Genomic DNA, 19,214 nt, shown 5'->3' with positions numbered 1-19,214 from the left:
CGCCCCCTATGACCCTCAAGACCGTTACCGGCCCCTCGATCCGCGACGCCCTCGCCGACGCCCGCCGCCTGTTCGGCGCCGACGTCGTGATGCTCCAGTCGGCGCCGGCCGCGCACGGCCACCCGGCCTCGGTGACCGTCGCCTTCGACACGGCGCCGGCGCCCGGCGCGCCCTCGGCGACCCGGCCCGTGGCCCGCCCGCCCGCGACGCCCGCGGTCCCGGAGCCGGTTGCGGAGGTCGCCCCGCGAGCCTACGGCTACGGCGCGGTGCGGAACATGCGTCCGCCGGTTCAGGAATCGGTTGCCGCCCCGGGCGGCGTGTGGGAGGGCGGGAGTGTGAGAGAGGCTGCGTCCCCTTCACCCTCCGATTCTGACCGGACGGGGCCCGAGCCCGCCGTCACGGCGGCCGAGGTCGCCTCGCTCCGCGCTCGGCTGGCCGAGTTGGAGGCGGCGCTGGCCGAGGTCCGCGCCTCGGCGCCCGTCCCGGTCCCGAGCCGGGCCCCGGTCGTGTTCGTCGGCCCCGGCGGGAGTGGGAAGACGTCGCTTGCGCTCCGGCTGGCCCGCGCACCCGCGCTGGTCGGCGCCGAGCGGCCGGCGGCCCTCATCGTCGCGCCCGAGACCGAGCGGACGGCCGACCCGGCCCCGCTGTTCTGGGCCGTCGGCGTGCCCGTCGCCGTGGTCCAGACGGCCGACGACGTTCGGGAGGCGCTGCGGACGTTCGCCGACGCCGACGTGATCGTCGTCGACACGCCGGCGCTGCCGCTGGCGCCCGAGCGGGCGCGTCCGGCCGTCGCCCGGTTGGGCGAGGTGCTGGCGCCGCTCGGCACGGCCGAGGTCCACCTCGTCATCGACGCGACGCGGTCGGCGGCGACGCTGGGTGCGGCCACCATCGGCGACCTCGGCCTGCGGCCGGACGCGCTCGCGCTGACGCGGCTCGACGAGGCGCCCGGCGCCGAGGCCACGTGGACGGCCGCGCTCGGCCTCCCGCTCCGCCTGGTCGCCGCCGGCCCCGACGACCTGGCCCTGGCGACCCAGCGCCCGGCCCTGCCGTCTGCCCCTCCCTTCCCGCGAGCTGCGCCGATGCCGACCGCGCCCACGCAAGCCGCACCGACGCCGACACCAGTCGTGCCGACGCCAGCCGCGCCGACGCCGGCCCCGTCGCTGTGGCTCGAGGCCGTCGTCCCGGCCGCCCCGGCGACTCCGGTTCAGGCGACGCCGATCGACCTGCGCGACTTGGTGTGGGCGCCCCTCGACCGGCCGGCCCGCGCCGAGGCCTCCTCCCCCGTCTTCGCCTAGCCCCCCCGCCCGATGCCTCACCTCTCCCCTGGCCTGGTGGTCGCCGTCGTGAGCGGCAAGGGCGGCACCGGCAAGAGCACGGTCTCCGTCAACCTCGCCGAGACGCTCTGCGAGACCGGCCTGGCCGTCGCGCTCATCGACGCCGACCTGTGCCAGAGCTCGTGCGCGACGCTCCTCAATGAGGAGCCGCCAGCCAGCGTCCTGGCCCTGGCCCGGGGCGCCGTCTCGGCCGACCGCGTGTTCCACCGGACCGCCTGCGGGGTCACGCTCGTCGTGACCGGCACCGCGACGCGCCCTGGCGGCCCAGCCCCGTTCCTGTTCGACGCCCTCGACGACGTGCTCGAAACGGTGGCCCAGAGCCACGACGTCGTCCTGATCGACGCGCCGGCGGGGATGGACGACGCCGTCCGGTGGGCGCTCGACCGGGCCCACGTCGGGCTCCTGGTCCTGGTCGGCGAGCCGACGTCGGTGACGGGCGCCTACGCCCTCGCGAAGACGGTCTGGCAGACGGTCCCGAGCTACCCGTTCCTCACCGTCGTCAACGCGGCCGACACCGACGCCGACGCGGTCCAGACGGCCACGCGGTTCGCCGAGCTGACGACGCAGTTCCTGGGCCAGACGCCGACGGCGGCCGGGTGGCTCCCGTACGACGCCCACGTCCGGGCGGCGGTCCGCGACCAGGTCCCGGCCGTCCGGCGCTCGCCCGCGCTCCAGGCCGCGTTCGCCGGCCTGGCGCGGGGGCTCGCCCCGCTCCTCCCGTCCGCCCGCGCCGCCGCCTGAGATGTCCCACGGCCTCGCCCGCTCCGCCGCCCTGCTCACCGTCCTGGCGGTCCTGCTCGCGCGCGGGCTCGCCCTGACGCCGGGCGACCTCCGCATCGCCGGCGCCGCCGGGCTGGTCGTCTACGGCGTGCTCACCCTCGGTCGGCCGCTCCTCCGGCGCTTGCTCACCCACCCGTCCGACGACTGACGCCGTGCCCGCTGACCTCCAAGACCTCGTCGAACAGCTCCACGCCGACCCCACGCCGGCCCGGCGCGAGGCCGCCGTGCTGGCCGGCGTCCCGCTCGTCCGGTCCGTCGTCGGGAAGGTGCCCGTGCCGGACCACCCGCTCGCGAGCCGCGAGGACCTCGAGGGGGCCGGGCTCGTCGGGCTCGTTGAGGCGCTCAACGCCTACGAGCCCGATGGCGGCGCCTCGTTCATGACGTACGCCTACCTCCGCGTGCGGGGCGCCGTCATCGACTACCTCCGGTCGCTCGACGTGCTGTCGCTCGACAAGCGGCGCCGCGTGGCCGAGGCCGGGCGCGTGGCCGAGGCGCTCCGCCAGGAGCTCGGCGCCGAGCCGTCCGACCGCGAGGTGGCCGACCGGCTCGGCCTCGACCTCGCCGACTACGACCGGCTCCTGGTCGAGGCCCAGGCCCGGTTCGCCCTGTCGCTCGACGCCCCCGTCGGCGACGACGACGGCGCCGTGTTCCACGACCTCGTCGCCGACGACGACGCGACGGAGGGGTTCGACCGCTCGGACCGGGACCACACGGTCGGCCTGGTCCGGACGGTGATCGAGGGGCTCCCGTCGCGGACGCGGGCCATGATCGGGATGTACTACGACGAGGGGCTGACGCTGCGCGAGATCGGCGTGGTGTTCCAGGTCAGCGAGGCCCGAGTCTCGCAGATCCTGGGCAAGACGATGCTGACGATCCGCTCGCGGCTGGCCGCGCCGTCGGCGGTCGCGGCGTAGCTGGGCGCTGCGGGACCGGACGTCGGCGCCGCGCTTCCGTCTCCGCGCGCGAGGCGGGGCCCCCGCCACCGTGCGCCAGGGCGAGCGCATTCTCACGAGTCAGAGGCCGTTTGGCAGTGGCTCCGTGCCGCTCGTGACGTCCCCTCTCCCTCTGGGACCGGGATACCCGGACCGGAGGGACAGGGTGAGGGTCTGGAGGCGCTTCGTGTAGCCTCGTGCTCGTCCCGACCGCCCCCCTCACCCTAGAGCTTGTCATGGACTCGGTGGCGGGGTGAGCTTCGGCGATGCCGCAGCCCTACTCCTACCCCTCCGACGTCTCCGACGACGAGTGGGCCTTCTGCGTCGGGTACCTCGCCCTCGTCCGCGAGGACGCCCCCCAGCGCAAGCACGACCTCCGCGCCGTCTTCGACGGCCTCCGCTACGTCACCCGCACCGGCGCGCCCTGGCGCTACCTCCCGGGCGACTTCCCGCCCTGGCAGGCCGTCCAGCAGCAGGCCGAGCGCTGGACCGCGGCGGGCGTCTTCGAGGCCATGGCCCACGACCTCCGCGCCATCGTCCGGTGGCTCGACGGCCGCCACGCCGACCCGTCGGCGGCCATCCTCGACAGCCGGACGCTCCAATCGACGCCCACGAGCGGCGCGCGCGCCGGGTACGACGGGGCCAAGCGGCGGAAGGGCTCGAAGGTCCACGCCGCCGTCGACACGCTCGGCAACCTGCTCGCGGTCGTAGTGACGCCGGCCAACGAGGGCGACCGCGACCAGGTCGGCGCGCTCTGTGAGCGGGTCCAGGCGGTGTGCGGCGAGCGGGTCGAGGTCGCGTTCGTGGACCAGGGCTACACCGGGGCGCCGGCGCGAGCGGCGGGGGCCGCGCACAAGATCCGGCTGGAGGTCGTCAAGCACACCGAGGCGAAGCGGGGGTTCGTACTGCTACCGCGCCGGTGGGTCGTCGAGCGTTCGTTCGGGTGGCTGGCGCGGTTCCGGCGGCTCGCTCGGGACTACGAGCGGCTGCCGGAGACGCTGGCGAGCCTCCACTTCTTGGCGTTCGTCGCGCTGCTGCTGCGTCAGTTGGCGGCCCTGGGCGTTCTGAGTCCATGACAAGCTCTAGTCTCCCCCCAGGGGGTGGAGAGGGAACCTGATCTCCTCGTACCAAACAGCTTCTCATTGCTCCGCAGCCGCATCTTGTCATCGTGACCGCGCAGCGACGGCGCAGCCAACGAACGTGAAGGATCTCGACGTGGGGTCCTGAGCCGTAGGGCGTGGTGCCGAAGGGGTCGGGCATCGCGCTGAGATCCTTCGCTGGCGCTCAGGATGACATAGGGTGGGAGAATGTGCCCGTCTTGCACCGTGCCCTCGTCCCGTGCCGCGATGGGGCGGCGTGGCGTAGTCTTGGAGACGCCCGACTCCCCGCCCGATGCCCACGACCCGCCGCCGCTTCCTCGCCTCCGCCGGGACCCTCGTCGCCGGGAGCCCGCTCCTCCCACACACGCTCCACGGCCTCTCGCGACCCGCCTCGGACCGCCTCCGGATCGGCCTGATCGGCGCGAAGGGGATGGGGTGGGCCAACCTCAACGCCCAGCTCGCGGTCGACGCGAACACCGAGCTGGCGTGGCTCTGCGACGTCGACGAGGCCGTGCTCTCGGGCCGGCTCGGAGACTACGCCGCGCTCCGCGAGAACGCCCCGCGCACGACGGGCGACTACCGCGAGCTGCTCGACGCGCCCGACGTGGACGTCGTCGTGATCGGGACGCCCGACCACTGGCACGCCCGGATGTTCGTCGACGCCGTGGACGCGGGCAAGGACGTCTACGTCGAGAAGCCCATCGCCAACACCGTCGAGGAGTGCCGCGCGATGGTCGCGGCCCAGGAGCGGACGGGCCGGGTCGTGCAGGTCGGGCAGTGGCAGCGCTCGGGCGAGCACTACGCCCGGGCCATCGAGATCGTCCGCTCCGGCGGGCTCGGTCGCATCCGCCTCGTCAAGTGCTGGGCGTACCAGGGCTGGATGAAGCCGGTCCCGCCCCAGCCGGACCAGCCGGCCCCGCCGGGCGTCGACTACGCGATGTGGCTCGGGCCGGCGCCCGCGCGCGCGTTCAACCCCAACCGGTTCCACTTTACCTTCCGGTGGTTCTGGGACTACGCCGGCGGGCTGATGACCGACTGGGGCGTCCACCAGCTCGACATCGCGCTGCTCGCGATGGGCGCCGACGCGCCCCGCTCCGTCATGGCCAGCGGCGGCAAGTTCGCCTACCCCGACGACGCCTCCGAGACGCCGGACACGTTGCAGACCGTGTACGACTTCGGCGACTACTCGCTGCTCTGGGAGCACGCCGTCGGGATCGACCTGGGGCCGGACCGCAAGCCGGAGGGGATCGCGTTCGTGGGCAACCAAGCCACGCTCGTCCTGACCCGGGGCGGGTTCGAGGTCGTCCCCGAGCGCGAGTTCGTGGGGTGGGGCCAGGAGGGCCCGCAGAAGCGGGCGCCCGAGGTCGGGAGCGTCCCCGACGGCGTCGACTACGTCCACGAGCACAACCGGAACTTCCTCCGGTGCGTCCGGGACCGGACGCCGGCGGCGTGCGCGACCCGGATCGACTCGGGCGCGGTGGCCGCCGTCAACGCCCAGCTCGGCAACATCGCCTACAAGACCGGCCGCACGCTGCACTGGGAGGGCGACGGGATGACGGGCGACTTCCGCGACGACGCCGAGGCCTCCGCCCTCCTCCGCGCGACGTACCACAACGGCTGGGACGTCCCGACGGGCTAGCCGCGAGCGCCCGCTCCGTTGGCCTCGGCGCCCTCAGAGACGATGGGAAGAGCGGTCGGGCCCTCGCGGCGTGGGGGGTGACGACCGACTCGGCGATCCGGTCGAGGCGCGCGTCGACGAGCTCCGTCTCGGCTGTAGAGGTCCTACCGCCAGCGGGCCGGTGGTGAGGCCGCCTACGACGCCCGCGCCGCCGAGATCGAGGGCCACGCCGCCCCCCTCCGGCGCGTCCTGGCGGCGACCCGGCCGCGCGGCCGGCGTTGCTGGAACCGAGCGCGCGCCTCGTACCTTCGACCTGTAGGTGCTAGATCCCGCCGCCGTGGCGCAGGGACGGACTCTCGCACCCCGTCCCACCTCGACGCCGCGAGCCATGGAACCCGACGCCTCCGAGAGGAACGACACCGCGATGACGGCCGGGCGGCCCCCCGGCGCCGGGGCCCTCGTCGTGGCCGGGCTCGGCGCCTCGGCCGGCGGGATCGAGGCGCTCGAGGCGTTCTTCGCCGGGCTCCCCGAGATCGACGGCGTCGCGTTCGTCGTCGTCCTCCACCTCGCGCCCGACGAGGAGAGCCGGCTCGCCGACGTGCTCCAGGGCGGCCTGCCGCTCCCGGTCACCCAGGTGACGGAGTCCGTCCCCATCGAGCCCGGCCACGTCTACGTGATCCCGCCCAACAAGAACCTGCTCGCGGCCGACGGGCGGCTGGTGCTCGAGCCCATCGAGGAGGAGCGCGTCCGGCGGCGGCCCATCGACCACTTTTTCCGGACGCTGGCGAAGGCCTACGGCAAGCGGGCCGTCGGCGTCGTCCTCTCGGGGACCGGGGCCAACGGGACCGTCGGCGTCCGCGCGGTCAAGGAGGCCGGCGGGATGATCCTGGCCCAGGACCCGGCCGACGCCGCGTTCGACGAGATGCCGCGGACGGCCATCGCGGCCGGCGTCGTCGACGCCGTGGGGCCGGCGGGCGCGCTCGCGGCCGAGGTCGCCGCCTACGCCCACCGGCTCCGGCGCGTCCACCTCCCGGACGCGCCCGCCGAGCTCCCCGACGACGGGCAGAAGGCGCTCCAGGGCGTCCTCGCCCAGCTCCGGGCCCGGACCGGCCACGACTTCGCCCACTACAAGCGCGCGACGGTCCTGCGCCGGCTCGACCGGCGGCTCCACGTGACCGGGGCCGAGACGCTGGCCGAGTACCTCGGCCACCTCCGCGACGACGCCGCCGAGGCCCAAGCGCTCCTGGCCGACCTGCTGATCTCGGTCACCAACTTCTTCCGGGACCCCGAGGCCTTCGCCGTGCTGGCGGCGGCCGTCCCCCGGCTGTTCGAGGGGAAGGGCCTGGACGCCGAGGTCCGCGTGTGGGTCCCGGGCTGCGCGACGGGCGAGGAGGCGTACTCGGTCGCGATGGTGCTGATGGAGCACGCGGCGACGCTCGCCGAGGCGCCGCGCGTCCAGGTGTTCGCGACGGACCTGAGCGAGGAGGCCGTCCGGACGGCCCGGACCGGGGTCTACCCCGAGTCCATCGAGGCCGACGTGAGCCCGGAGCGGCTGAGGCGGTTCTTCGCGCACGAGAGCGGGCGGTACCGCGTGGCCGGGCCGCTCCGCGAGGCCGTCCTGTTCGCCCCGCACAGCCTGCTCGCGGACCCCCCGTTCTCGCGCCTCGACCTGGTCAGCTGCCGGAACGTCCTGATCTACTTCCAGCGGGACCTCCAGCGGCGGGCGCTCGCCCTGTTCCACTACGCGCTCCGGCCGGGCGGCCTCCTGTTCCTGGGCACGAGCGAGTCGACGGACGTCGGCCCGGACCTGTTCGAGACGCTGGACAAGAAGGCCCGGCTCTTCCGGCGCCTCGACGTCGAGACCCCGGCCCCGGCGCTCCCCCACGTCCCGCGCGTGCTCTCCGCCCCCCCGTCGGCCGGCGGCGACGCGGCGGGGCCCCTCGCGCCCGACGGAGGGCCCGACGGCAGGCCCGACGGGGAGGCCCGGCCGGCCGGGGAGGCCGAGCGCGTCCACCGGGCGCTCCGCGAGCAGATGGCCCCGCCGAGCGTGCTCGTCGGCGAGGGCGGCGACGTGGCCCACGTCTCGGAGGGCGCCGCGCGGTTCCTCCGGTTCGTGGCCGGGACGCCGAGCCGGGCGCTCGCGACGGTGCTCCGTCCCGAGCTTCGGGCCGCGGCCCAGACGGCCCTGTTCCGGGCCCGCCGCGAGGGCCACGGGGCGGCCGGGCCGGTCTCGCTCGACCTCGACGGCGAGGCGCTCCGGGTCGCCGTCCGGGCCCGCGCGGCGCCGGCCGGGGCCCTCGTCCAGGTCGTGTTCGACGTGCTCCCGGCGGCGCCCGCGCTCCACGCCCCCCCGGCCGACGCCGACGGCGTGCTCGCCGAGGCGCTCCGCCAGACCGAGGAGCAGCTCCAGGTCTCCGTCGAGGAGTTCGAGACGAGCCGCGAGGAGCTCCGCGCCCAGAACGAGGAGCTCCAGTCGATCAACGAGGAGCTGCGCTCGACCGCCGAGGAGCTCGAGACGTCGAAGGAGGAGGCCCAGTCCATGTCCGAGGAGCTCCGGACGGTCAACGACGAGCTCAAGGCCAAGGTGGACGAGACGGCCCGGGCCAAGGGCGACCTCGAGAACCTCATCACGTCGACGGAGATCGCGACGCTGTTCCTCGACCGCGAGCTCCGCATCCAGCGGTTCACGCCGCCCGTCCGCGACCTTTTCCACGTGCTCGCGAGCGACGTCGGGCGCCCGCTCGGCGACCTCGCGCAGAAGTTCGGGGGCGCCCGGCTCGCCGAGGACGCCGAGGCCGTCGTCGCGCGGCTGTCGGTGACCGAGCGCGAGGTCGAGGGCGAGGACGGCCGGTGGTACCTCGTCCACGCCCGGCCCTACCGGACGGTCGAGGACCGGATCGACGGCGTCGTGGTCACGTTCGTCGACATCACGCGGCGGAAGGCCGACGAGGCCGCGCTCGCCGCCAGCGCCGACCGGGCCGCCTTCCGGGCCGCCCTCGCCGACGCCCTCCGCGACCCCGCCGACCCCGCCGAGGCCCAGGCCCAGGCGACCCGGCTGCTGGGCGAGTACCTCGGCGCCAGCCGCGTCCACTACGCCGAGGTCGGGCCCGACGGCCAGGTCGTCGTCGAGGAGGACTACACCGACGGCGTCGCCCCGCTCCGGGGGCGCTTCGGGGCCGACGCCCTGGGGCCGACGCCGGTCCGCGCGCGCCGCACGCTCGTGGTGCCCGACCTCGACGCCGACGGCGACCTCACGGCCGAGGCGCGGGCGGCGGCGGCCGATCTCGGCGTGGCGGCCCAGGTCAGCGTCCCCCTCGTCAAGGACGGCCGCGTGCGGGCCGTGCTCTCGGTCCACCAGTCGGCCCCGCGCGAGTGGACGGACGCCGAGGTCGCGCTCGTCGAGGAGACGGCCGAGCGGACCCAGGCCGCCGTCGAGCGCGCCCGCGCCGAGGCCGCGCTCCGCGCCAACGAGGCCCTCTTCGACGCCACGCTCTCGACCATCAACGACTTCGCCTACGCCTTCGACCGCGACGGGCGGATCCTCTTCGTCAACCAGCCGCTCCTCGACCTCTGGGGGCTCACGCTGGCCGACGTCGTGGGCAAGACGTTCCACGAGCTCGACTACCCCGCCGACCTCGCCGACCGGCTCCAGCGCCAGATCGAGCGGGTCTTCGAGACCGGCGAGGGCTTGACCGACGACACGCCCTACACCGGCGCCGACGGCCAAGAGGGGTTCTACGAGTACATCTTCCGCCCGCTCCTGGCCGACGACGGCTCGGTCTCGCTCGTCGTCGGGTCCACGCGCGACGTGACCGCGCGCCACCAGGCCGGGCTGGCGCTCCAGGCCGAGGCCCGGCGCGCGTCGTTCCGCGCCGCCCTCGCCGACGCGCTCCGCTCGCTCTCCGACCCGGTCGAGGTCCAGGCCGAGGCCGCCCGCGCGCTCGGCGAGTACCTGGGCGCCAGCCGCGTCCACTACGCCGAGGTCGAGCCCGACGGCCTGCACGCCGCCGTCGCCCGCGATTACGCACGGACCGTGCCCGACCGGAGCGGCCGGTACTCGCTCGCCGACTTCTCCTTCCTCATCGCCGAGGCCCGCGCCGGCCGCACGCTCGTCGTCTCCGACGTGGCCGCCGACGACCGCCTGAGCCCGGCCGAGCGGGAGCAGTACGCGGGGCTCCCCGTCTCCGCCCTCGTGGTGGTGCCCCTCGTCAAGGACGGCCACCTCGTCGCTCTCTTCGCCGTCCACCACGACGCGCCCCACGACTGGACCGATGCCGAGGCGGCGCTCGTCGAGGAGACGGCCGAGCGGACGTGGGGGGCGGTCGAGCGCGCCCGCGCCGAGGCCGCGCTGCGCCAGAGCGAGGAGCGCCTCCGGCAGGTGGCCGAGACCGTCCCGGACGTCCTGTTCCGGGCCGACCCCGACGGCCGGATCGACTTCGTGAACCACCAGTTCGAGACGCTCACCGGCCGGCCGGCCGACGCCGTCTTGGGCACGACGCTGTGGCCCGACCTCGTCCACCCCGACGACCGCGAGCCGACCGAGGCGGCCTGGGCCGAGGCGCGAGAGCGCGGCGGGCGGTTCGAGGTCCGCCACCGGCTCGTCACCGCCGACGGCCCGTGCTGGGTCATCACGCGCGCCCGGCCGTTCTCGGACGGCGCGGGCGCCGTGACGGCCTGGTTCGGGACCTTGACCGACGTCGACGCCCTCGTCCGCACCGAGGACGAGGTCCGCCGGCTCAACGCGACGCTCGAGGCCCGCGTCGCCGAGCGGACCGAGCAGGTCCGCCAGCTCTCGGCCCGGCTCACGGCCGCCGAGGACGAGGAGCGCCGCCGGATCGCGCTCGTGCTCCACGACGACCTCCAGCAGCGGCTCGCCGGCCTCTCCATCATCCACAGCATCCTGTGGAAGTCCACGTCGCCCAGCGAGCAGCGGGAGCTCCGGGCCAAGGCCGACGAGATCCTCGACGGGGCCGCCGCGCTCACCCGGACGCTGGCCTCGGAGGTGAGCCCGCCGTCGCTCGCCGTCGAGGACTTCGCCGAGACGCTCCGCTGGCTCGCCGCCCGCAAGCGGGAGGACCACCGCCTCGACGTCTCGGTCGAGGTCGACGGCGAGTGCGAGGTCCCGGACCGCGGCGTCCGCGCGCTCCTCTACCACGCCCTCCACGAGCTCCTCTTCAACGTGGTCAAGCACGCCGGGACCGGGCGGGCCACGGTCCGCGCGCGCCGGGACGGCGAGGCCGTCGAGGTCGTGGTCGAGGACGACGGCGACGGGTTCGACGGCGCCGCGGCGGCGCCCGGGGACGGCGGGCTCGGGCTGTTCAGCGTCCGCGAGCGGATCGAGATGGCCGGGGGCAGCCTCGGCGTGGACTCGGAGCCCGGCCGGGGCGCCCGCGTCACCCTCCGGGTCCCGGCGGACGGCCCGGAGGCTCAGGGCTAGGCGCAGGGCGCCGTGAGGGAAACCACGGGTTCGGCCCGCGGGGGAGCGTCCGCTCGCGCTCGCGGTACACGGGGGAGCCCCCCCGCGCACGTCCGCGACGCCCCCGTGTCCCACTCCGTCTTCCTCGTCGAGGACCACGCCGTCGTGCGGCTCGCCCTGTCGATGCTGCTCGGGGCCGAGGCCGACCTCGACCTCTGCGGGACGGCGGCGAGCGCCGAGGAGGCCGTCGACCGCCAGGTGTGGACCGCGTGCGACCTCCTCCTCACCGACGTCTCGCTGCCCGGCATGGACGGCATCGCGCTCGCCGAGCGCGTCCGCGCCGAGCGCCCCGGCCTCCCGGTCGTCGTGGTCTCCGCCGACGTCGGGACCGCCACGGCGAGCCGAGCCGAGGCCGCCGGCGCGCGGGCGACCCTCCTAAAGGCCGGGCTCGGGAACACGCTGGCCCCCACGCTCCGCGACGTGCTGAGCGGGGAGGCGCCCCCGCCGGTCGGGGGGGGGGGGGGGGGGAATGAGCGACCTCGCCCCCCACCGCGTCGTCCTGGTCGACGACCGCGCCGTCCTCCGCTGGGGCCTCCGCCAGCTTTTAGAGCCCGGCCAGACGTCGAGTCGGTGGAGCGGGACGGCCGGGCCGTCGGAGGACGTCTACGGCGTCGCGTCGCGCGCCCGGAGCCGCCGCGCGACGACGTGCCAGGCGAGCCCGACGGCGAGGAGGCCGAGGCCGAGGCCCCAGGTCAGCGGCTCGACGAAGAACGCGAGCCCGAGGCACGCGACGAGCCCGGCCACCGACACCCAGCGCGGAAACAGCCGGCCCTCGTCCGGCACGCGGAGCGCGGCCAGGTTCGTGAGGGCGTAGTAGACCAGGACGGCGAACGCGCTGAACGACCACGTCGTCCGCACGTCGCCGACGAGGGCGATGGCCGCGATGACCGCGCCCATCATGAGGACGGCCGGGCCGGGGGTCGTCCCGGCCGCGTCGACCCGGCCGAACAGGCGGGGCACGTCGGCGCGGCGGCCCATGGCGAGGAGCACGCGCGAGAGCCCGAGCACGAGGTTGAGGAGCACGCCGAGCATCGCCGTGATCGCCCCGAACGCGACGACCTGCGCGACGCCCGGCACCCCGAACGCCCGCGCGGCGACCTCCAGGGGCGCCGCCTGCTCGGCCGTCGCCGCCGCCAGCCCGTCGGCGCCGACCGCCCCGACGGCCACGAGCGCGACGGCGAGGTAGAGCGCGGCCGTGACCCAGAGCGTCGTGACGATGGCGCGGGGGATGGTCGTGCGCGGCTCCTTGACCTCCTCGCCCAGCGTGGCGATCCGCCCGTAGCCGGTGTAGGCCACGAACATGAGCGCCGAGGCGTAGAGCACGGCCCGGAGCCCGCCCCCGCCCTCGGGCGCCTCGAAGAAGCCCGCGAAGCTCGCGCCCGCGTTCCCGAGCGCCGTCGGCGTGCCGGCACCGACGAACGCCGCCAGCGCGGCGAGCGTGACGGAGACGACGACGACGTTGGTCACGTTCGACCGCCGCAGGCCCGAGTACACGACGGCCGTGACGACGGCCGTGGCGAGAAGCGCGACGGGCACAAGCCACCGCCCGACGTCGGCCCCCAGCGCGAGGAGCAGGTAGCCCGAGAACCCGAGGGCCGCCGTCGCCGCCGAGGCGCTTTTGGCGACCAAGAACATCCACCCGGCCGCGAACCCGAGCGTGGGCGTGAGGAAGCGGTAGCCGTACTCGTAGGTCCCCCCCGAGACCGGATGGTTGGCCGCGAGCTGGGCGCTGGAGAGCCCGTTGAACGTGGCGACGAGCGCGCCGACGGCGACGGCCACGACGACCGCCGGGCCGGCCACGCCCGCCGCGATCCCGATGCTCACGAACACGCCGGTCCCGACGATGGAGCCGAGCCCCATCATGACGGCGCCGAACGTGCCGAGCTCGCGGGCGAGGCGGGGAGGAGAGGGAGCCATGTCGGAGCAGGTGGGTGTCCAGGTCAGTCGGTGTCGCCGGGGGCCACCTCGCGCGTCCGCTCGGCGGCCTCTGCCCGGGCCTCCACCGGCGTCTCAGCCGACGGCCCCGCGTACGGCCGCGACGGACCGCTCGGCGTCGCCGAGGAGAGCGGCCGTGGCCGCGTAGAAGCAGGCGCGGTAGGCCCGGTTCACCGAGGCGTTCGCGTCGCCCGCATCGAGGTTCCGCCGCGCTGTCTGGAGCGCCCCCGCCGCCCTCTCGAAGAACGCCCGCTGGTGCTCCGTCATACGGCGACCCCCTCCCGCTCGACGTTCCACACCAGGGGCCGCCCGGTGTCGGCGACCTCGGCCTCGCTGTACGGCTGGGCCGCGAGCGAGAGGTCGTACGCGAGTTCGAGGTCGAAGAGGGCCTCCGTGATCCGCTTGGTCTCGGCGTACGCCCGGTAGGGTCCCCGGAGGACGACGCGAGCGAGCCGGTCGCCGTACAGCGCTTCGAGTTGGACCTTCGCCTCGGCGACCGCGTCGCGGACGCGGGGCGGGGTGGAGTCGGGGAGCGGGGCGGGCATGGGGGGAAGGTAGGCCCGCCGGCCCCGGGCTCAGACGGGCACGAGGTCCCGCTCGACGTGCAGGACGGTCCGGGGCTTCAACATCGGCCGCGTGGCGAGATCCACCCGCAGGCCGAGTTGGTCCTCCAGCCCGTGAGCGAGCCCGACGAACCCGAGCATCCCCGGCACCCGGTCGAACTCGACCAAGAGGTCGAGGTCGCTCTCGGCCGTCTGCTCCCCTCTCGCGTAGGACCCGAAGATGGACAGCGACCGGACGCCGTGCTCGGCCCGGAGCTCGGGCAAGAGCGCGGCGAGGCGGGCGCGGACGGACTCGGTGGAGAGTGGGGCGGGCATGGCGGAGTCTACGCCGCGAGCGGCGTGGCCTCAAACGACAATCGCCCGCCCCGATCCCGAGGAGGGCGATTCGAGAGAGCCAACGGTCAGATTTGAACTGACGACCTGCTCATTACGAGCGCGACCAAGGGGATCAGGGCAAAGAGCAAAACAGCCCATTTGCTGCCGTCAACTGCGATCTGCTCCGATAGCGGTTGTAGCCTCCTGCACACTTTTGCACGCTCTTGCCCTGAATATGCCCTGATCAGGGCACGGCCTCAGCCCCCCTCTTCCGACCCGTCGACAAGCTCGCGCACGACGGCGACGAACCGCTCCGCATCCGCCAGCAGGTCGGCGGCGGCGGCCGTGTCCGTGACCGCGAAGGCGTCGTAATCGCTCTGGAGCCTCAGGCGGAAGGCGTCGGGCAGGATGCGCCCGATGTCCCTGGACACGGCTCCCGTCGCTACGAACAGGACGGCGAACCGCCGGTGCGTCCCGGAGTGCGTCTTCGGCGCTTCACCCTCCCCCACCAAGGCCGCCTGCACCACGTAGAAGCAGGCGTAGTACGCCCGGTTCGTCGCGGCCTCGCCGTCGCCCGCGTCGACGTTGAGCCGGGCCGAAGCCAAGGCCCGCTCTGCGCGGTCGAGGTACGCCCGTTGGAGGTCGGTCACAGCGTCACGCCATCGGCGAGGACGTTGCGAACGAACGGTCGGCGCTCGTCCTCGGCATCGCGGATGCCGTACGGCTGGATCGAGACGTCGGCCCCGTGGTCAAGCAAGAGGTCAAGCGCGAGCTCGCCCGTCCGTCGGATCTCGGTGTACGGCTCGACATCGCCCCGGAGGACGAGGAGGAGGTCGACGTCGGAGTCGGGGCCGGCGTCGCCCCGGGCGTACGAGCCGTAGAGAACGACGCGGGCCAGGCGGGGGCCGTAGATCGCGCTGAGCCGAGCCGTCGCTTCTGCGATGGCGGCCCGGATGTGGGGCGGCGTCGAACGGGGAAGCGTATCGGCCATACTGGAAGGTAGGGCGTCCGACGCAGAAGCCGCGCGACTAGGACCTCCAGCGCCTTCCCCGGTGCCTGTCGCGCTACCGCCTCAGAGGGGAAGCTGTCCCCGCGACTCGGCCGCCGCTAGGTCGAGGTTAGACCGCGCGTAGCCGGGTCACGCGGCCGGGTCCGCGGGGTCGCTAAGCACGGGCAGTGGCGTAGATCTCGCGCCCAGTCCGGAGGACGGTCCGGTAGATAGGGCCAGGATCGTCACCGCTGGCCGCCAGCACCGCGGGCGTCGTTACGAGCAGGTCGATCCCAACCCCGGGCCGACGGAGCCGCGATCCGATCCGGGTCCTCGCCGCACGTCGGTCGGTCCCGTCAGGCATCACCACCGAGAGGTCGACGTCGCTGTCGGGACGAGCCGTGCCGGTGGCGCGGCTCCCGAACAGGACCACGCGGAGCGGGTCGGCCTCGGCGACCACCTGCTCCACGACGGCCCGCACGAGCGGGTCGGCGGTGTAGGGGAGACCCGTCGTTTCCATGCCACAGTGTACGCCCCGAGCTCCGCGTCCGTCGTGCTGGTGTCAGGCGCTCGGACCGGCTCCGACGTGCCGCCTGACTCCTACCGGGACGAGCTAGCGGGGCCGCTTGGCTAGGCGCAGACGCGGGAGTCCGACTCACCCGTCGCCGGTGTAGCTCGCGTCGTACAGGCCCGCGTCGTCGACCTCTCGGGCGAGGTCGTCGAGCGCCCGCGTCCGCTCGGCGTCCCGGCGCTTCTCGAAGTCCCGGAGATCTTGGAAGACGACCCGGCGGTGCGTACCGACGCGGGTGAAAGGAATCTCACCGGCTTCGAGCAGGTTGACGAGGTGCTGACGGGACATCCCGAGGTAGTCGGCCGCCGCCTGCGTCGTGAACTGCTCGTCGTGGGGCATCAGCGTGATGATGCGCCGCTGTTCCATCTGGCGGAGCATGTGGCCGAGGAAACCCAACATCGCCTCGGGCAGCTCGGCCTCGTGCCCCTCGTCGTCGATCACGCGGACGTGGCCGGGGCGGGCGAAGACGCGGGAGAGCTGGACGATCTCGTCGTCAGTGAAGTCGGAGGGCTGGAGTCGCTTGGGGTTCATGGCGTCGCGGGAAGGCTACCTGTGTACCGGCTGGCTACACAGTGTAGCACAAACGCTATAAGCACCATACGCCTCTCGACTCCTTCTCTTGCCCCACTCTGCTCCGAGCGCTCCGTTTGCATAAGGGAAGGCGCGGTCGTCTCGGCTCGTAGCGGCGAGGCGACGGCACCGGCAGCGCTGCGAACCGGTCTCGCTGGTGGGCGATCCACCGCGCCCGCATCAGCCATAAGCAAAAACGCCCTTCACGGCTATGCGAAGGGCGTTTTCGAAAGAGCCAACGGACGGATTTGAACCGTCGACCTGCTCATTACGAGTGAGCTGCTCTACCCCTGAGCTACGTTGGCGTGGCCGGTGGGTCTCACCGGCGGACGCGAAACCTACGACGGCCCTCCCGAGGCCGCCAAGACGGCGAGCCCTGAAATCCCCGTGAACCGGAGCCCGGACCGGACGGGGTGGCCCAACGCACTCCCGCGGGGGCGGATCTTGCGCGGTCCCCCCGCGCGCCCATGGCCCTGCTCACGTTCGACCGCGTCCGCAAGGACTACGGCACCAAGCCCCTGCTCGACGACGTCTCGTTCGTCGTCGAGGCCGACGAGAAGGTCGGCGTGATCGGGGCGAACGGGGCCGGCAAGACGACGCTGCTCCGGCTGGCGGCCGGGGCCGAGCCGCCGGACAGCGGCCGCGTGCTGGTGACGAGCGGGGCCCGCGTCGGCGTACTGGCCCAGCGGCCCGACCTCGCCCCGGGCGCGACGGTGCTCGACGCCGTGATCGCGGGCGACGGGCCCGCCGCCGTCGCCGTCCGCGCCTACGAGCACGCGCTCGCCGCGCTCGACCGCCGGCCGGCCGACACCGACCTCGCCGCCGAGGTCGCCCGGCGCTCGGCCCGGCTCGACGCCGTCGGCGGGTGGGACCTGGAGACGCAGGCCCGGGCCACGCTCGACCGGCTGGGCCTCGGAGACCCCGAGGTCGTCGTCGAGACCCTGAGCGGCGGGCAGAAGAAGCGGGTCGCCCTGGCGCGGGCGCTCGTCGAGCGGCCCGACCTCTTGATCCTGGACGAGCCGACGAACCACCTCGACACCGAGACCATCGAGTGGCTCGAAGGGCTCCTCCGGTCCTGGACCGGCGCGCTCTTGCTCGTCACCCACGACCGCTACTTCCTCGACCGCGTCACGAATCGGATGATCGAGGTCGGCGGCGGCGACGTCCGGCGCTACGTCGGCTCGTACGGCGACTACCTCGAGCAGAAGGCGGCCCAGGCCGTGGTCGAGGCGGCCGAGGAGGCCAAGCGCCAGAACCTCGCCACGCGCGAGCTCGCCTGGCTCCGCCGCGGCGCCAAGGCGCGGACGTCGAAGTCGAAGGCCCGCATCGACCGGGCCCACGCGCTCTTGGACGCCAAGCCCGAGGCCGGGCCCGGCGAGATCGAGATCGAGTCGGTCTCGACCCGGCTCGGAAAGAAGGTCGTCGAGCTCCACGACGTCGCCAAGGGGTTCGGCGGGCGGACGCTGATCGGCGGGCTCACCTACACCGTCACGCGCGACGACCGGCTCGGCATCATCGGCCCGAACGGGGCCGGCAAGACCACGCTGCTCGAACTCATCGCCGGCCGGCTGGCGCCCGACGCCGGCCGCGTCGAGGCCGGCCCGACGGTCTCGGTCGGGTACTACGACCAGGAGAGCCGGAACCTGGCGGCGGCGGACCAGCAAGGCGGCGACCGGCGCCTGATCGACGCCGTCGAGGAGATCGCCGAGAACGTGGCGCTGGCCGACGGCTCGCTCATCACGGCGGCCCAGATGCTGGAGCGGTTCCTGTTCCCCCGCGACCAGCACTACACGCCGGTCGGGCTCCTGTCGGGCGGCGAGCGGCGGCGGCTGTACCTGCTCCAGGTCCTGCTCGGCGCGCCCAACGTGCTCCTGCTCGACGAGCCGACCAACGACCTCGACATCCCGACGCTGGTGGCCCTGGAGGAGTACCTCGACACGTTCCCCGGCGCTGTCGTCGCGGTCTCGCACGACCGCTACTTCCTCGACCGCGTGGCGGGCCACCTGTTGCGGGTCGAGGGCGACGGGCGCGTCCGCGAGATCCCGGGGAGCTACAGCGCGTGGGCCGAGATCGAGGCGCGCGAGCGGGACGCGCGCGAGGCGGCCGAGACGAGAAAAGCCACGCCCCCCCCTCCCCCGCCGTCCGCGAGCGCGCCGTCCCCCCCGGCCGACGGTCCCAAAAAGCTCTCGTACAACGAGACGCGGGAGCTGGCGATGCTCGAAGAGCGGATCGCCCAGGCCGAGGCCCGCCAGCCGGAGCTCGAAGCGGAGCTCGCCGAGCGGGCCACCGACGCCGACGCCGTCCTCGCGCTGTCGTCGGAGCTGGCCGCGCTCACGGACCAGCTCGACGCCGACGTCGACCGGTGGGCCGAGCTCGCCGAGCGCGCGTAGCCCTCCCGACGGTCCCAGGCGGGGACCTCAGCCCTCACCCTCGCCGGGCCCGGCCCGCTCGGCGAGCGAGACCGCCAGCCGGCGGATGTCGGCCGTCGGCGTCGGCAGGGTGACGACGACGACGGACCGGTCGAGCCCGCTCTCGTTGAGCAGCCGGGCCCGCCCGCCCGCCTCCTGAGACAGGACCAGCAGCGGGACGTCGTGGAAGAGGCCCTCCAGGAGGTCGAGCGCCGCGACCGACTGGTGCTCGAGCGTGTAGAGGTCGGCCGCGATCAGGCGGAGGTCGACGCCGCCGGCCACCACGGCGAGCGCGTCGAGGTCCCGGACGGTGACGACCTCGAAGTGCGACCGGAGGCAGTGCCCGACGTAGGCCTCCATCGAGGAGGCGTCGCAGACGACCGCGGCCAGCGGACGGCCAGAGCGGCCGGGGGGCGGGGGCTCGGCGTCGTCCAGGGCCTCGATGGCCTCGCGGAGCCGGGACGAGAGGACGTAGGGCCAGACCCCTTCGGGGCGCTCTTGCGGAGTTTGGTCAGAGGACGGACGGGACACGGGGCGCGGGAGGTGTGAGCCCCAGTGTCGGGCGCGCTCGTCCCCCCGCTCGACCACAGATCGCGCAGGATCGTGCCGAAACCGCGCATGCGC

Annotated in this window: 17 protein-coding genes, 1 tRNA gene and 1 pseudogene; 9 read left to right on the top strand and 10 right to left on the bottom strand. The window is 74.4% G+C overall.

Annotated features, from left to right (window positions below; genetic code table 11):
• The first annotated feature begins 8 nt into the window (after positions 1-8).
• The 8 genes and pseudogenes from ACOOHE_RS05390 to ACOOHE_RS05355 form a co-directional block, all read left to right on the top strand.
• Positions 9-1,295, top strand: a complete 1,287-nt coding sequence (locus ACOOHE_RS05390; RefSeq protein ID WP_420456773.1) for a hypothetical protein — start codon at positions 9-11, stop codon at positions 1,293-1,295.
• A 12-nt stretch (positions 1,296-1,307) separates the two neighbouring features.
• Positions 1,308-2,075, top strand: coding sequence for a MinD/ParA family ATP-binding protein (locus tag ACOOHE_RS05385; protein ID WP_420456772.1), 768 nt, complete (start codon positions 1,308-1,310; stop codon positions 2,073-2,075).
• Between the two features lies 1 nt (position 2,076).
• Positions 2,077-2,262 carry a hypothetical protein gene (locus tag ACOOHE_RS05380; RefSeq protein ID WP_420456771.1) on the top strand — a complete coding sequence of 62 codons (186 nt, stop codon included), beginning with the start codon at positions 2,077-2,079 and terminating at the stop codon, positions 2,260-2,262.
• Between the two features lie 4 nt (positions 2,263-2,266).
• Positions 2,267-3,028, top strand: a complete 762-nt coding sequence (locus ACOOHE_RS05375; RefSeq protein ID WP_420456770.1) for a sigma-70 family RNA polymerase sigma factor — start codon at positions 2,267-2,269, stop codon at positions 3,026-3,028.
• A 284-nt stretch (positions 3,029-3,312) separates the two neighbouring features.
• On the top strand, positions 3,313-4,122 hold the full coding sequence (locus ACOOHE_RS05370; protein WP_420453934.1) for an IS5 family transposase: 810 nt from the start codon (positions 3,313-3,315) through the stop codon (positions 4,120-4,122).
• 316 nt (positions 4,123-4,438) lie between these two features.
• Positions 4,439-5,785 (top strand): Gfo/Idh/MocA family protein, encoded by a 1,347-nt coding sequence (locus tag ACOOHE_RS05365; protein ID WP_420456769.1) that lies wholly within the window; start codon positions 4,439-4,441, stop codon positions 5,783-5,785.
• A gap of 367 nt (positions 5,786-6,152) precedes the next feature.
• On the top strand, positions 6,153-11,201 hold the full coding sequence (locus ACOOHE_RS05360) for a chemotaxis protein CheB (protein WP_420456768.1): 5,049 nt from the start codon (positions 6,153-6,155) through the stop codon (positions 11,199-11,201).
• Between the two features lie 12 nt (positions 11,202-11,213).
• Positions 11,214-11,612, top strand: a pseudogene (locus tag ACOOHE_RS05355) (response regulator); the annotation flags it as partial.
• A gap of 231 nt (positions 11,613-11,843) precedes the next feature.
• Here ACOOHE_RS05355 and ACOOHE_RS05350 read toward each other — a convergent pair.
• From ACOOHE_RS05350 to ACOOHE_RS05310, 9 genes are all read right to left on the bottom strand, one after another.
• Positions 11,844-13,157, bottom strand: coding sequence for an APC family permease (locus ACOOHE_RS05350; protein ID WP_420456767.1), 1,314 nt, complete (start codon positions 13,155-13,157; stop codon positions 11,844-11,846).
• Between the two features lie 93 nt (positions 13,158-13,250).
• Positions 13,251-13,442, bottom strand: coding sequence for a HEPN domain-containing protein (locus ACOOHE_RS05345; protein ID WP_420456766.1), 192 nt, complete (start codon positions 13,440-13,442; stop codon positions 13,251-13,253).
• On the bottom strand, positions 13,439-13,720 hold the full coding sequence (locus ACOOHE_RS05340) for a hypothetical protein (protein WP_420456765.1): 282 nt from the start codon (positions 13,718-13,720) through the stop codon (positions 13,439-13,441). The genes ACOOHE_RS05345 and ACOOHE_RS05340 overlap by 4 nt, the downstream gene beginning before the upstream one ends.
• A 30-nt stretch (positions 13,721-13,750) precedes the next feature.
• Entirely contained in the window at positions 13,751-14,053 is a 303-nt protein-coding gene (locus tag ACOOHE_RS05335) for a nucleotidyltransferase family protein (protein ID WP_420456764.1), read from the bottom strand.
• A gap of 257 nt (positions 14,054-14,310) precedes the next feature.
• Positions 14,311-14,703 carry a HEPN domain-containing protein gene (locus ACOOHE_RS05330; protein WP_420456763.1) on the bottom strand — a complete coding sequence of 131 codons (393 nt, stop codon included), beginning with the start codon at positions 14,701-14,703 and terminating at the stop codon, positions 14,311-14,313.
• Complete coding sequence (locus ACOOHE_RS05325) at positions 14,700-15,044, bottom strand: nucleotidyltransferase domain-containing protein (RefSeq protein WP_420456762.1); 345 nt, start codon at positions 15,042-15,044, stop codon at positions 14,700-14,702. Before ACOOHE_RS05325 ends, ACOOHE_RS05330 begins: the two co-directional genes overlap by 4 nt.
• 172 nt (positions 15,045-15,216) lie before the next feature.
• Entirely contained in the window at positions 15,217-15,561 is a 345-nt protein-coding gene (locus ACOOHE_RS05320) for a nucleotidyltransferase domain-containing protein (protein WP_420456761.1), read from the bottom strand.
• Between the two features lie 135 nt (positions 15,562-15,696).
• Complete coding sequence (locus tag ACOOHE_RS05315) at positions 15,697-16,143, bottom strand: excisionase family DNA-binding protein (RefSeq protein ID WP_420456760.1); 447 nt, start codon at positions 16,141-16,143, stop codon at positions 15,697-15,699.
• A 272-nt stretch (positions 16,144-16,415) separates the two neighbouring features.
• A tRNA-Thr gene (locus ACOOHE_RS05310) sits at positions 16,416-16,487 on the bottom strand.
• Positions 16,488-16,649: 162 nt separating this feature from the next.
• Between ACOOHE_RS05310 and ACOOHE_RS05305 the strand changes: the two genes are divergently transcribed.
• Entirely contained in the window at positions 16,650-18,572 is a 1,923-nt protein-coding gene (locus tag ACOOHE_RS05305; RefSeq protein ID WP_420456759.1) for an ABC-F family ATP-binding cassette domain-containing protein, read from the top strand.
• A gap of 27 nt (positions 18,573-18,599) precedes the next feature.
• On the opposite strand, the gene ACOOHE_RS05300 is transcribed toward ACOOHE_RS05305, so the two are convergent.
• Positions 18,600-19,121 (bottom strand): hypothetical protein, encoded by a 522-nt coding sequence (locus ACOOHE_RS05300; protein WP_420456758.1) that lies wholly within the window; start codon positions 19,119-19,121, stop codon positions 18,600-18,602.
• Positions 19,122-19,214: the final 93 nt, after the last annotated feature.

Origin of the sequence: Rubrivirga sp., assembly GCF_965213695.1 — a bacterium.
Taxonomy (GTDB): Bacteria; Bacteroidota; Rhodothermia; order Rhodothermales; family Rubricoccaceae; genus Rubrivirga.
Note: the sequence above shows the minus strand (reverse complement) of the source record. Positions and strands in the feature narration are given on the sequence as shown.

Excerpts from the sequence above, each read along its gene's own strand:
- ACOOHE_RS05390 (WP_420456773.1), top strand. The coding sequence starts at position 9 with ATGACCCTCAAGACCGTTACCGGCCCCTCGATCCGCGACGCCCTCGCC.
- ACOOHE_RS05385 (WP_420456772.1), top strand. The coding sequence starts at position 1,308 with ATGCCTCACCTCTCCCCTGGCCTGGTGGTCGCCGTCGTGAGCGGCAAG.
- ACOOHE_RS05380 (WP_420456771.1), top strand. The coding sequence starts at position 2,077 with ATGTCCCACGGCCTCGCCCGCTCCGCCGCCCTGCTCACCGTCCTGGCG.
- ACOOHE_RS05370 (WP_420453934.1), top strand. The coding sequence starts at position 3,313 with ATGCCGCAGCCCTACTCCTACCCCTCCGACGTCTCCGACGACGAGTGG.
- ACOOHE_RS05365 (WP_420456769.1), top strand. The coding sequence starts at position 4,439 with ATGCCCACGACCCGCCGCCGCTTCCTCGCCTCCGCCGGGACCCTCGTC.
- ACOOHE_RS05360 (WP_420456768.1), top strand. The coding sequence starts at position 6,153 with ATGGAACCCGACGCCTCCGAGAGGAACGACACCGCGATGACGGCCGGG.
- ACOOHE_RS05350 (WP_420456767.1), bottom strand. The coding sequence starts at position 13,157 with ATGGCTCCCTCTCCTCCCCGCCTCGCCCGCGAGCTCGGCACGTTCGGC.
- ACOOHE_RS05345 (WP_420456766.1), bottom strand. The coding sequence starts at position 13,442 with ATGACGGAGCACCAGCGGGCGTTCTTCGAGAGGGCGGCGGGGGCGCTC.
- ACOOHE_RS05340 (WP_420456765.1), bottom strand. The coding sequence starts at position 13,720 with ATGCCCGCCCCGCTCCCCGACTCCACCCCGCCCCGCGTCCGCGACGCG.
- ACOOHE_RS05335 (WP_420456764.1), bottom strand. The coding sequence starts at position 14,053 with ATGCCCGCCCCACTCTCCACCGAGTCCGTCCGCGCCCGCCTCGCCGCG.
- ACOOHE_RS05325 (WP_420456762.1), bottom strand. The coding sequence starts at position 15,044 with ATGGCCGATACGCTTCCCCGTTCGACGCCGCCCCACATCCGGGCCGCC.
- ACOOHE_RS05320 (WP_420456761.1), bottom strand. The coding sequence starts at position 15,561 with ATGGAAACGACGGGTCTCCCCTACACCGCCGACCCGCTCGTGCGGGCC.
- ACOOHE_RS05315 (WP_420456760.1), bottom strand. The coding sequence starts at position 16,143 with ATGAACCCCAAGCGACTCCAGCCCTCCGACTTCACTGACGACGAGATC.
- ACOOHE_RS05305 (WP_420456759.1), top strand. The coding sequence starts at position 16,650 with ATGGCCCTGCTCACGTTCGACCGCGTCCGCAAGGACTACGGCACCAAG.